The 12,614-nt window shown below is 54.4% G+C and carries 12 protein-coding genes; 8 read left to right on the forward strand and 4 right to left on the reverse strand.

Features of this window, described 5'->3' with window-relative positions:
• The first annotated feature begins 19 nt into the window (after positions 1-19).
• The 3 genes from dxs to NF683_RS06075 all read left to right on the forward strand — a co-directional run bounded on the left by dxs (position 20) and on the right by NF683_RS06075 (position 3,425).
• Positions 20-1,945 carry a 1-deoxy-D-xylulose-5-phosphate synthase gene (gene dxs / locus NF683_RS06065; protein WP_193060688.1) on the forward strand — a complete coding sequence of 642 codons (1,926 nt, stop codon included), beginning with the start codon at positions 20-22 and terminating at the stop codon, positions 1,943-1,945.
• 29 nt (positions 1,946-1,974) lie between these two features.
• The gene (gene djlA, locus NF683_RS06070; protein WP_253921558.1) at positions 1,975-2,736 is read left to right on the forward strand and encodes a co-chaperone DjlA; all 762 of its coding nucleotides are present in this window, start codon (positions 1,975-1,977) and stop codon (positions 2,734-2,736) included.
• Between the two features lie 62 nt (positions 2,737-2,798).
• Positions 2,799-3,425 carry a glutathione S-transferase family protein gene (locus NF683_RS06075; RefSeq protein ID WP_089040308.1) on the forward strand — a complete coding sequence of 209 codons (627 nt, stop codon included), beginning with the start codon at positions 2,799-2,801 and terminating at the stop codon, positions 3,423-3,425.
• On the opposite strand, the gene trhA is transcribed toward NF683_RS06075, so the two are convergent.
• The 4 genes from trhA to ribA all read right to left on the reverse strand — a co-directional run bounded on the left by trhA (position 3,422) and on the right by ribA (position 6,717).
• The gene (gene trhA, locus NF683_RS06080) at positions 3,422-4,120 is read right to left on the reverse strand and encodes a PAQR family membrane homeostasis protein TrhA (protein WP_253921559.1); all 699 of its coding nucleotides are present in this window, start codon (positions 4,118-4,120) and stop codon (positions 3,422-3,424) included. The two genes, NF683_RS06075 and trhA, sit on opposite strands and share 4 nt — an antisense overlap.
• Before the next feature lie 84 nt (positions 4,121-4,204).
• A complete protein-coding gene (locus NF683_RS06085; protein ID WP_253921560.1) occupies positions 4,205-4,537 on the reverse strand; it encodes an FmdB family zinc ribbon protein in 333 nt (110 codons plus the stop codon).
• Positions 4,538-4,625: 88 nt separating this feature from the next.
• Positions 4,626-5,855, reverse strand: coding sequence for a formamidase (gene fmdA, locus NF683_RS06090; protein ID WP_089040306.1), 1,230 nt, complete (start codon positions 5,853-5,855; stop codon positions 4,626-4,628).
• Positions 5,856-6,081: 226 nt separating this feature from the next.
• Complete coding sequence (gene ribA, locus NF683_RS06095; protein WP_030071109.1) at positions 6,082-6,717, reverse strand: GTP cyclohydrolase II; 636 nt, start codon at positions 6,715-6,717, stop codon at positions 6,082-6,084.
• A 230-nt stretch (positions 6,718-6,947) separates the two neighbouring features.
• Here ribA and hemE point away from each other — a divergent pair, with 230 nt between their 5' ends.
• The 5 genes from hemE to NF683_RS06120 all read left to right on the forward strand — a co-directional run bounded on the left by hemE (position 6,948) and on the right by NF683_RS06120 (position 12,598).
• Positions 6,948-8,060 carry a uroporphyrinogen decarboxylase gene (hemE, locus tag NF683_RS06100; RefSeq protein WP_089040305.1) on the forward strand — a complete coding sequence of 371 codons (1,113 nt, stop codon included), beginning with the start codon at positions 6,948-6,950 and terminating at the stop codon, positions 8,058-8,060.
• Positions 8,060-8,920: a polyamine aminopropyltransferase gene (speE, locus tag NF683_RS06105; protein ID WP_038479432.1), complete on the forward strand. Its 861-nt coding sequence runs from the start codon at positions 8,060-8,062 to the stop codon at positions 8,918-8,920. Before hemE ends, speE begins: the two co-directional genes overlap by 1 nt.
• A 92-nt stretch (positions 8,921-9,012) precedes the next feature.
• A complete protein-coding gene (locus tag NF683_RS06110; protein WP_193060685.1) occupies positions 9,013-10,023 on the forward strand; it encodes an amino acid ABC transporter substrate-binding protein in 1,011 nt (336 codons plus the stop codon).
• A gap of 267 nt (positions 10,024-10,290) precedes the next feature.
• On the forward strand, positions 10,291-11,316 hold the full coding sequence (locus tag NF683_RS06115; protein WP_253921561.1) for an amino acid ABC transporter substrate-binding protein: 1,026 nt from the start codon (positions 10,291-10,293) through the stop codon (positions 11,314-11,316).
• A gap of 91 nt (positions 11,317-11,407) precedes the next feature.
• On the forward strand, positions 11,408-12,598 hold the full coding sequence (locus NF683_RS06120; RefSeq protein ID WP_038479441.1) for an amino acid ABC transporter permease: 1,191 nt from the start codon (positions 11,408-11,410) through the stop codon (positions 12,596-12,598).
• The last annotated feature ends 16 nt before the right edge of the window (positions 12,599-12,614 follow it).

The following is a 12,614-nucleotide window of genomic DNA, read 5'->3' on the forward strand; positions in this document are numbered from 1 at the left end:
TGACCCTGTCCATGAAAACATGCCTATGAAGCTGTTCGACGAGATTCCCCGCGAGCGCCCGGCAACGCCGCTGCTCGACTCTTTTGATCATCCCGCTGCACTGCGGGCCATGAATGCTAGGCAGCTTGCCCAGTTGGCTGACGAACTACGTGCCTACTTGCTATACAGCGTGGGTGTGACAGGCGGCCACTTCGGTGCAGGCCTGGGCGTTGTGGAACTGACCGTAGCGCTGCACCACGCATTTCATACGCCCAAAGACCGTTTGGTGTGGGACGTAGGCCATCAAGCGTACCCGCATAAAATTTTAACTGGGCGACGCGAAGCGATGCTCAGTATTCGCCAGCATGGCGGCCTAGCAGCGTTTCCCCGCCGCGCAGAATCTGATTACGACACCTTCGGTGTTGGCCACTCCAGCACGTCAATTTCAGCCGCCCTGGGGATGGCGCTAGCCGCCCAGGCACAAAACGACCCGCGTCGTGTGTGCGCCATTATTGGCGATGGCGCACTCACTGCGGGAATGGCGTTTGAAGCACTGGCCCATGCGGGCCACGTTAACGCCAATATGCTAGTGGTGCTGAACGACAATGAGATGTCGATCTCGGAAAATGTTGGCGGCATCGCGACCTATCTAGCCCGTGTACTGTCTAGTAAGCCCTTCCTTAAGATGCGTGAAGAAGGCAAAAAAGTGCTCTCCCATCTGCCGGGCGCACTCGAGCTTGCCAAGCGCACCGAAGAGCACATGAAAGGCATGGTGAGCCCTGCCACGCTATTTGAAGAAATGGGCTTTCACTACATCGGCCCGATCGATGGCCACGACCTGGAGGCGCTCACCGAAACATTGCGCAACCTGCGCGACCAGGACGGCCCCCAATTTCTGCATATCAAAACAGTTAAGGGTAAAGGTTTTCTGCCCGCCGAAGCTGACCAGATTGGCTACCACGCCATCACTAAGCTAGAAAAGCCCAGCGCCACTGCCAATGCGCCACTGGTGAAGCCCGCGGCAGCGCCCAAGGCCCCGGCTAAGAAAAAGTACTGCAACGTGTTCGGCGACTGGCTGTGCGATATGGCAGCCACCGATTCACGGCTGATGGGAATTACCCCCGCCATGGGCGAAGGCTCGGATTTAATTCGTTTCTCCCAGCAGTATCCTGAGCGCTATTTTGATGTCGCGATCGCCGAGCAGCATGCCGTAACGCTCGCTGCGGGCATGGCCTGCGAGAGCATGAAGCCTGTTGTGGCGATCTATTCCACGTTCTTACAGCGCGGCTACGACCAACTTATTCACGATGTGGCCGTCCAGAATCTAGACGTAACATTTGCAATTGACCGCGCAGGCCTTGTGGGTGAAGACGGACCAACGCATCACGGCAGCATGGATTTGTCTTTTTTACGTTGCATTCCGGGCATGGTGATTTTAGCCCCTGCTGATGAAGCAGAGTGCCGCGCCATGCTTAGCGCCGCTTACCATCACCCAGGCCCAGCAGCGGTTCGCTACCCACGTGGCACAGGCCCGGGCGCAGCCATTCCTGAACACTTAGAGCCGCTGCCCATTGGCCAAGCACAGCTACGCCGCGACGCTGGGACTGAAGGTGTACGCATTGCATTGCTGGCATTTGGTAGCGTCAACAGCGCCGCCGCTGAGGTTGCCGAAAAGCTCGACGCAACGCATATCAATATGCGCTCTATCAAGCCACTGGACCGAGACACCGTGCTGCATGCCGCCGATGAACATGAGCTGCTGGTCACTCTGGAAGAGAATGTGATCGCCGGTGGTGCAGGCAGCGCTGTGAACGAGCTGCTGCACGCGGAAGGGGTACAAATCGAGGTGCTCAATTTAGGCCTACCTGACACCTTTGTTGAACACGGCACCCCCGCAGAGTTGCTACGTGACTGCGGTCTGGATGCCGACGGAATCGAGCGCGCTATTCGCGCTCGTCTCCCGTAACTTTTCACTTTTCAACGGCTGAGAACACCATGCTATTTTTGATTATTTTGTTTGGCCTGATTGGCCTTGCTGTCGGCGGCCCCATTGGCCTGCTGGTCGGTGGTGGGCTGGGCTGGTGGCTAGGGCGACGCATTAGCCGCCGCTTAAACGCTGCCCGCACACAAATCCAAGAAGGCTTTTTAGAGTCGATCTTCTCGGTAATGGGTTGCTTGTGCCAAGCCGACGGTAAAGTCACCGATGGCGAGCTGGGCGTGGCCGAAAAACTGTTCGACCAAATGCATCTTCAAGGCGAACAGCGTGCCAAGGCGCGAGCGGCCTTCGAGCGCGGACGCTCCGACGGCTTTAACCTTGATGCAGAGCTGGCGAACGTTAACCGATTGACCCAGCGCCAACCGGTTTTACGCCAAGTGTTTTTGCAGGTTCAGTTAACCGCCATTGCGGCCGACGGCGTGCTGCATCCTGCCGAGCACGAGATGATTTTGCGCGTGGCCCGCGGCGTAGGCTGTAGCGACGCCGAAGTGCAGCAAATCGAAGCCATGCTTCACGGTGCCGCCGCGAATTCGCAGGGCTCCAGCGAAGAGGCATTGAAAGACGCCTATCAAGTACTGGGCGTGAGTGAAGATGCCAGCGACGCCGAGATTAAGAAAGCGTACCGCCGCCTGATGAGCCAAAACCACCCCGATAAGCTCGCAGGCAAAGGGCTGCCTGAAAGCATGCGTGAAGTGGCCCAGGCACGCACCAGCGAAATTGGCAACGCATACGAACGCATCCGCAGCGCCCGAGACCGGTAGCTCGACAGGTTTCTAAGCACTCGCTACATTAAAGCCTCACCGCGCTGCTTAGGAGCCGCCTAATGATAACGAACTACAGTTTTCCGAACTCTCGCTCGCTGCGGGTTACCTGGACACTTGAAGAGCTTGGCCTGGAGTACCGCTGCCAGCATGTCGCATTGGATAGCGGCGAGGGACAAACTGCTGAGCACCTAGCCCGCCACCCAGATGGCAAGGTGCCAGTGATTGAAGATGGCGAGCTAACGCTGTTTGAATCGGCACCTATCTGCCGTTATCTAGCCGAGCAATACGGTGATGGCCGCCTTCTGCCAGAAAGCGCCGCTGAGCGAGCGCAGGTCGACCAGTGGCTAAGCTTTATCGTCACCGAAATCGAGCAACCGCTGTGGCTTCAGGCCAAGCATAAATTTGCGCTCCCCCAAGATAAGCGCGTGCCTTCAGTATTGCCCACCGCCGCCTGGGAATTTCAGCGGGCACTGCTAGCACTAGAACGCCGTTACCAGGGCCAGGAGACGTTAGTCGGCGAGACGTTCACCCTGGCAGATATCTTCCTTACCCATACGTTAACGTGGGCAGCCAGTATGAAACACCGACTGCCTGAACCCCTAGCTGTCTACCGCGCACGTCACGCTGAGCGCCCAGCGCTAGCCCGTGCCGTGGAAAAAGAGCAAGAAGCGGCAGTTGATCGCTAGGTAACCGCCCCATGAGGTAGAACAGCGCTGTAGACGGCAAAGTAGTGGCAAATACTTCCGGCAATCACAAACAGATGCCATATAGCGTGATTGTAGGGAATGGCACGCACGGCATAGAAGATAACCCCTAGCGTGTAGATGATTCCCCCTGCGGCAAGCAGAGCGATGCCGGTCACCGACAGACTGGCCGCCATCTCTCTAGAGGCCAGGACGATCATCCAGCCCATCAGTAAATAGATAGCCACGCGTAGTACCGCGAAACGCTGTGGCCAGAGCAGTTTGCAGCCAATTCCCACTAGCGCTAGCGACCACACGGCGGTAAATAACACCCAGCCCGTGGTGCCGCGCATATTAACGAGCAGAAAAGGCGTATAAGTGCCCGCGATAAGCAAGTAAATTGCGCAATGGTCAAGCAGCTGGAAGCGTTGCTTCCAGCGCCGATGAGAAATGCCATGATAAAAAGTCGAAGCAGTATAAAGCAGGACTAACGTGGTGCCGTACAGGCTCAGGCTGACAATTTTCCAAGGGTCGACGTGGGCGGCCAAGCTCGCTACTACCAGCAGCACGACCATACCCACCAAGCTGAGCACAGCGCCAACCCCGTGGGTAATGCTGTGTAACCACTCTTCGACAATGCTGAACTCACCCTGCTGTTGAGGCAGCACGTCACGCCGTTGTTCATCTAGAGCCTTCATCCTGGGGCGCTCCTGATATGCCACGCCCCACCATTATCACTCCATGCGTTCAATACCTACAACGCTGGCGCAGGTAACGTGGCTTTAATGACTTATCATCCAAGGCCGTGCGGAAGGGAACATTTTATTGCCTTCCGCCGTATAAAATACTTGGGGCTTATGACGTTCTTGATGACAACAGCCTTTTTCGTGCTCACTCTGCTGGTTACCATGCCTGGGCTCGTGTGCGGCTTTTTCATTCCGTGCAAAAGCGCTGCGCCGCGCTGGGTCCATCGTTAATAACTGAGGGGCGACCAGCAGTACTCGTGGTGACAGCGTTCCACACGTTGGGCAAGCGCAAGCATCACCTACTTCGCGCAGTGGAACCAGTTCGTGGAACAAGCCATGGGTAGCACATTTATAGTCATAGAGAGGCATACCACTTTCTCCTTGTTAGCATCCATTTTAAACAGGCAGCGATACTGGCGTGTCGCTGCCTTTCTCAATGCAGCGGTGGCTAAGCGCTCTACTTATCTTTGGAGAGCGGCAGATCAGCCCCCTGGGCGACTTGCGCTCCAGGCCCATTGGCATTCGGCTTCACATCAATATCAAAAATATCCGTTGGCAGCCAAAGTGTTGCGCAAGCATTGGGAATATCGACAACGCCACTGATATGCCCTTGTACGGGCGCGCAGCCTAGTAGCGAGTAGGCTTGAGCACCGGTGTAACCAAATTTTTTGAGATATTCGATGGCATTGAGAACGGCCTGACGATAAGCCACATGTACATCCAGGTAGTGCTGTTTACCCTGCTCGTCTACCGACACCCCTTCAAAAATCAGGTAATCATCGTATTTCGGCGTGATAGGACTCGGTTTGAAAATAGGGTTCTTGATGGCGTACTTCTCCATCCCGCCTTTGATCAGGTTAACCCGCAAGTGGATCCAACCGGCCATCTCAATGGCGCCACAAAAGGTGATTTCCCCATCACCTTGGCTAAAGTGCAGGTCGCCTACCGACAAGCCACCATCTTTAACGTAAACGGGAAAATAAATTGTCGACCCACGCGATAAATCTTTGATATCACAATTACCACCATGTTCACGGGGCGGTACGGTTCGCGCGCCTTCAGCGGCAGCTTGTTGCTTGGCAGTGCCTGACAATTTGCCCATATGTGCCGTATCTGCGTAGGGAAGCGCGGCTAACTGAGGGATACGGTCAGGCTCGGTATCGTAAAGTGCTTTTTCCCGCTTATTCCATTCAGCCAACATCTCTTTTGAAGGTAGGCAGCCAATCAAACCCGGATGGATTAAACCAGCAAACTCGACACCAGGAATATGTCGGGATTTGGTGAACATGCCGTTAAAGTCCCAGATCGACTTTTGAGCCTCTGGGAAGTGCTCGGTTAAAAAACCACCGCCATTCTGTTTAGAAAAAAAGCCATTGAACCCCCACTGACTCTCCTCAAAGGTACCAATATCAAGAATATCGACCACCAACAAATCGCCAGGCTCAGCACCTTCAACCCCCACGGGACCTGATAAAAAGTGAACCTGGGTTAAGTCCACATCGCGCACATCGTCGGCGCTATCATTGTTATGGATTTGCCCGCCAGTCCAGTCATGACACTCAACGATAAAGTCGTCGCCAGGCTTTACCATGCAGGCCATGGGTATATCGGGATGCCAGCGATTATGGATCTGTTCGTTCTCGTAAGGTGATTGTTTAAGGTCAATTTTAATAATTGTTTCAGCCATAACAAACCTCTGTCACGTAACGTAGGATAGTCAGCGTAGAGAAGATCATTTCCCCTACCCCACTATGCAAAATAGTCACTCAGGCAGTTATAAGCTAATTACATCTCGATTATTACGCAGCCTTAACGAAACTCAGCCGAGTATCTGCTCAACAAATACTCAGGAGAGCGGGCTTTAGAAGCTTTCAGACAGAAGAGCGGTTCAGTAGTGTGACAAAAGGGCTTAGTCACCCTTTACGTTCAATATCGACGTCGCTGGCCTGGGTAAAATCGTCCAGCGCCATCATATGGCCAAGCTTGCCCGCTTTGGTTGAGAGATAGTGCTCATTATGGGGATTTAGGCCTGTGGTAATCGGCAGGCGCTCAACCACATTCACGCCATCTCGGGTTAACGCATCCACCTTTCGAGGGTTATTGGTCATCAGTTTTAATGCCGTGATACCCAAGTGGTTAAGCATCGGCACACACAGGTCATAGCGACGCATGTCCGCACCAAAACCAAGTTGCTCATTGGCTTCAACCGTGTCTGCACCTTGATCTTGCAGATGATAAGCACGGATTTTATTCAGCAGCCCAATACCTCGCCCCTCCTGGCGCAGGTAGAACAGCACGCCACGACCTTCTTCGGCAATTCGCTTGAGCGCTTCTTGTAACTGATAGCCGCAGTCGCAGCGCATGGAAAACAGCGCATCGCCGGTTAAACATTCAGAATGCACGCGCCCCAGTACTGGCTCGCCGCCGCTCACATCACCTAGCGTTAAGGCGATATGGTCTTTACCCGTGGCTTCGTCTTCGAAGCCGTGCATGGTGAATGTGGCCCAAGGGGTGGGCAGCCGGGAAGCGGCAATGAAGCGAATGGTCACAGGTTACCTCGTCGATTAACCAAACCAGCTAACCACACCGGTGTTGGAAAAATAAGAAAACATTCTACCAGGAAGCAGCGGTAGCCTCACGGTCTCAACAGGGAGAGGCGTTTTTAAGTACGTTTTTCAGTACAATTGCCGCCTTCAGACACAGTTATCTTCAAGTACCGTTATCTTCAAGTACAATGACTCCCTTACAATGCGGGCAAACTTCTCAAGAGCAAGTGTTTATGACCACCACACCTTTGCAAAACGACCGTTTTCTTCGTGCGCTGGCTCGCCAGCCCGTCGACCGCACTCCGGTGTGGATGATGCGCCAAGCAGGCCGCTACCTGCCAGAATATCGCGCCAGCCGCGCCGATGCTGGCAGTTTTATGGATCTGTGTCGCAACCATGACCTAGCTTGTGAAGTAACGCTACAGCCCCTTGAGCGTTACCCGCTAGATGCCGCCATTCTATTCTCCGACATCCTCACAATCCCAGATGCGATGGGGCTAGGGCTCTATTTCGAAACCGGTGAAGGCCCTAAATTCAGAAAAACCGTACGCACCCCAGAAGAGGTTGCAGCGTTAACGGTACCCAACGCCGAGCGCGATCTCGATTACGTGATGCGTGCGGTATCGACCATTCGTCGTGAGCTGAACGGCCGCATGCCGTTGATTGGCTTTTCGGGTAGCCCCTGGACGCTAGCCACCTACATGGTGGAAGGCGGCTCCAGCAAAGATTTCCGTCATCTGAAAACCATGCTTTACGATACGCCAGACACCATGCACCAGTTGCTGGATACCCTGGCACAGTCGGTAACCGACTACCTAAACGCGCAAATTCGCGCGGGCGCTCAAGCGGTACAGATTTTTGATACCTGGGGCGGTGCGCTTTCAACCCCCGCCTACCTGGAATTTTCGCTGCGCTACATGGAGCAAATTGTCTCCGGCCTGATTCGTGAGCACGATGGTCGCCATGTGCCGGTTATTCTGTTTACCAAGAACGGCGGCCAATGGCTGGAACACATCGCCTGTGCCGGAGCCGATGCCCTGGGCATCGATTGGTCGACCGAGCTTTCCGACGCCCGCTCCCGCGTGGGCCATAAAGTCGCGCTGCAGGGCAATCTCGACCCCAACGTGCTGTTCGCCCGCCCCTCGGCCATTCGCGCCGAAGTGGCTCGCGTACTGGAGAGCTACGGCCACGGCCCGGGCCACGTCTTTAACTTGGGCCATGGCATCAGCCAGTTCACCAACCCTGACCACGTCACCGCCTTTATGGAGGCGCTGCACGATTTAAGCCCGCAGTATCATCAAGGCATTCCTACCCAAACGAACGCCCCGCGCCCAGGAGCAAAGTAATGAGCGATTTACGCGACGACCAGTGGTTTACCGAAGTATTTGATAGCCACGGCAGCGCTTTCTCGCTGAAAGTCACTGAGAAATTGCTGGATGTGCAAAGTCCCTACCAGCACCTGGAAGTGTATACCACGGAGACCTACGGCAACCTGATGGTGCTCGATGGCTGCGTGATGCTGACCGATCGCGACAACTTCCTCTATCACGAAATGATAGCCCACCCGGCGCTGTTCACCCATCAAGACCCCAAGCGGGTAGTGATTATTGGCGGCGGCGACTGCGGCACGTTAAAAGAGGTGTTACGTCACCCTGGTGTTGAAAAAGTGACGCAAATCGACATCGATGAAGAAGTGACCAAGGCCGCCGAGCGTTTCTTCCCAGCGCTGGTAGAAGCCAACGGCGACCCGCGTGCCGAGCTGCTGTTTGCAGACGGTGTGAAGTGGGTAGACGACGCTGCCGATGAGAGCATCGACGTGCTGATTATCGACTCTACCGACCCGGTCGGCCCCGCCGAAGGGCTGTTTAAAACCGACTTCCTGAAGCGCTGCCACCGTATTCTAAAAAATGGCGGTGTGATGGTGCAGCAAAGCGAATCACCGCTTTACCACAGCGGCTCTATTATTCGCGAACTGCGTAACGATATGCGTGAAGCGGGCTTTGATAGCGTGGCCACACTGCCCTTCCCACAGCCGGTTTACCCTTCTGGCTGGTGGAGCGTCACGTTGGCCGGTAAAGCGACCAGCGTTGAAAGCTTCCGCGAACAGGCTGCCGCTGAGCATAAAATGCCGCTACAGTACTACACTGGTGATGCTCACCGTGGTGCACTATCGCTGCCGCCTTTTATGCGTAAAGCCTTCGCGTAACACTGCGCCTGCGAATAGCCAAAAAGCCGAGCATTGCTCGGCTTTTTTTATGTGCTTACGTTTACTTGCCCTTTCACGTTAAGGAATAACAAATGAAAACCGTTCGTTGGTTGGGAGTAGGAATTGGTGTTTTAGTACCGGCGATGGCCATGGCCAGCACGCTGGAAACCGTTCAGGAGCGCGATAGCGTACGTTGTGGCGTCAACGCCGCCCAGCCAGGCTTTTCGTCATTAGATGACAACGACCAATACCGGGGCCTGGATACCGATGTATGCCGTGCCATTGCCGCTGCGGCGCTTGGTGACGCGACAAAAGTAGATTTCGTGCCACTCGACTCGGTAGAACGTTTCACCGCGCTGCAGTCTGGCGAAGTCGATGTCCTATCACGCACCACGACCTGGACCTCGAGCCGTGACACAACGATGGGGATGAATTTTACCGGCGTAAGTTACTACGATGGCCAAGCCTTTATGGTGGCCAGCGATCTAGGCGTGCAAAGCGCCAAAGAGCTTGATGGCGCGGCAGTTTGTACCCAGTCTGGCACCACCAGCGAACTCAATCTTTCTGATTACTTCCGCATCAACGGCATGACTTATGATGCTGTCGTTTTTGATGCGCCGGAGCAGTCTATTGCTGGCTTTGAAGCGGGTCGTTGCGATGTTTTAAGCTCCGACGCTTCCCAACTGTATGCCCAGCGGATGCAGCTTGCTGATCCCGACATGGCGGTCGTGCTCCCTGAAATTATCTCGAAAGAACCGCTGGGCCCAGCCGTTCGTCAAAATGATGACCAGTGGTTCAATCTTGTGAAGTGGTCGCTGTTTGCCATGCTAAATGCGGAAGAGCTGGGCATTACACAAGCTAACGTAGATGAACAGCTTAATTCGGAGAATCCTGATGTCATGCGCCTGCTTGGTCAAGATGGTGACTTTGGCGAGCCAATGGGCATCAATACCGATTGGGCGTACCAAATTATCAAGCAGGTGGGTAACTACGCCGATATCTTTGATAGAAACGTTGGTGCCGACTCTGACTTCAAGATTGCCAGAGGCTTAAACGCCTTGTGGAAAGATGGCGGCATTCAGTACGCACCCCCTATTCGTTAATCCTATTCATCCTTCAAGCCCGTTAATCCATCACACTGAGCGACACTATTTTTTAAGCTAACAGCCACATTAGCGACTATGCATCAAAATAGAGCAATCACTAGTCGCTAATGTTTCTTTTTGCACCAATACTTTCGTATACAGCAGGCATTTTGCGTTGAAAAGCGTTGAATTTGACGACATATCCTTTCTGGCACCTTCCTTGCTAGCTTCTAGTGTCATGCATCTGCATGCATAACGACATTAAATCGAGTAAGGGGAACGACCATGATGAATAAAAAACACTTGGTACTGCTGGCCTCCGCGGGTGCTATCACGTTGGCCGGTGTCGCCACTGCTCAAGCTGATACGTTAGAAGACACGATGGAACGCGGCGCCGTACAGTGCGGCGTCAGCGACGGCCTGCCAGGCTTTTCCGCCCCGGACGATGAAGGTAACTGGCAAGGACTCGACGTTGACGTATGTCGTGCCGTTGCCGCCGCCGTTCTCGGTGATGCTGATGCGGTGAACTACATTTCCCTGAACGCTGTAGAGCGTTTTACGGCCCTGCAGTCTGGCGAAGTCGACGTACTATCACGTAATACCACTTGGACCACCACTCGTGACACCACGCTGGGCCTCAACTTCACTGGCGTGACCTTTTACGACGGTATCGGCTTCCTAGTTAACCGCGCTCTGGGTCTGAGTGGTGCCGACGAATTGGATGGTGCCGCTATTTGTATTCAGTCTGGCACCACGACCGAACTCAACGTAGCCGACTACTTCCGCGCCAACGACATGCAGTTCGACCCCATTGTATTTGATACCTCTGAACAAACCGTGGGTGGCTTCCAGTCTGGGCGCTGTGATGTATTAACCTCGGATACCTCTCAGCTGGCGGCACTGCGTATTCAGCTAGATGAACCGGACAGCGCGGTCATTCTACCCGACATTATTTCCAAGGAGCCTCTGGGCCCTGTGGTACGTCAAGGCGACGATGTATGGTTTAACATCGTGAAGTGGTCGTTATTCGCCATGATTAACGGCGAAGAGTATGGCGTCACCAGCGAAAATGCCGAGGAGATGCTCAGCTCTGAGAATCCTGATGTTGCCCGCCTACTTGGCCAAGATGGCAACTACGGTGAAGGTATGGGCTTAGAAGCCGATTGGGCCTACAACATCCTGAGCCAAGTCGGTAACTACGGCGAAAGCTTTGAGCGCAACGTCGGTATGGGCTCTCCGCTTGAAATTGAGCGCGGTGTTAACGCCCTCTGGAACCAAGGTGGCTTCCAGTACGCACCGCCGATTCGCTAAGCGTCTCGTTTGACCCCGGCCCGCCGTTCCATCCTTCCAAGGGCATCGGCGGGCCATCTGATTGACCGTCCGTATCGCGGAGACGCCTTCCATGTCCGTAAGTCCTAACACTCGTCCCGCTGGCCACAAGCCGCCGTTTTGGCGAGATCGCGCCAAACGTGCGCTTATTTTCCAGCTACTCCTCGTCGCCGCTGTGGCAGCCTTTCTGCTCTACATTGTCGGTAATGTCCAAGACAACTTATCCGCACGTGGTATCACCACCGGGTTTGGTTTCTTGGGCAACACCGCAGGCTTTGGGATTGTGCAGAGTCTGATCGACTACTCATCTCAGAGCACTTATGGCCGTACCTTCCTGGTTGGCTTACTGAATACGTTGCTGGTGGGTGGCCTAGGGGTATTGGCCGCGACCATCATTGGCTTTATTGTTGGCATCGCCCGCCTGTCGCCTAACTGGCTGCTAGCGCGCTTAGCCACCGCCTATATCGAAACCTTCCGCAATATTCCGCTGCTACTGCAAATATTCTTCTGGTACTTTGCGGTATTACGTACGCTGCCAAGCGCCAGAGATAGCCTGGCATTTGGCGAGGCCCTCTTTCTCAACGTACGCGGATTGTATTTACCCCAGCCGCTGTTTGAGTCTGGCTTTGGCTTGATCCCTCTTACCTTCCTTGTCGCCATTGTTGCCAGTATTGCCCTGGTGATATGGAACAAGCGTCGCCATGAAGCCACAGGCAAACGCCTGCCAGCTTACTGGATCTCGTTTTTGCTGATTTTTGGCTTACCGCTGTTAGTGCTAGTTGCCACTGGCGTGCCGGTTACCTGGGAAATGCCGGAATTACGCGGCTTTAATTTCCGTGGCGGTATTACGGTAATCCCCGAATTCCTCGCGCTTTGGCTGGCACTGTCGATTTATACCGCCTCATTTATTGCTGAAATTGTCCGCTCTGGCATTCAGGCAATTTCGCACGGGCAAACGGAAGCTGCCCAGGCACTAAGCCTGCCACGTAACCTAGTACTTCGTCTGGTGGTTATCCCTCAGGCACTGCGCGTCATTATTCCGCCGCTAACCAGCCAGTACTTGAACTTGATTAAGAACTCGTCGCTGGCAACCGCCATCGGTTATCCCGACCTTGTCTCGGTGTTTGCAGGCACCACGCTGAACCAGACCGGCCAAGCCATTGAGGTCATTGCAATGACCATGGCGGTCTACCTAACCATCAGCCTGCTGGTGTCCATGTTTATGAACTGGTTCAACGCCCGAGTGGCACTGGTTGAACGCTAGGCCGACGGTGAGGATA

The organism is Halomonas sp. MS1 (assembly GCF_024182575.1).
Classification (GTDB): domain Bacteria; phylum Pseudomonadota; class Gammaproteobacteria; order Pseudomonadales; family Halomonadaceae; genus Vreelandella.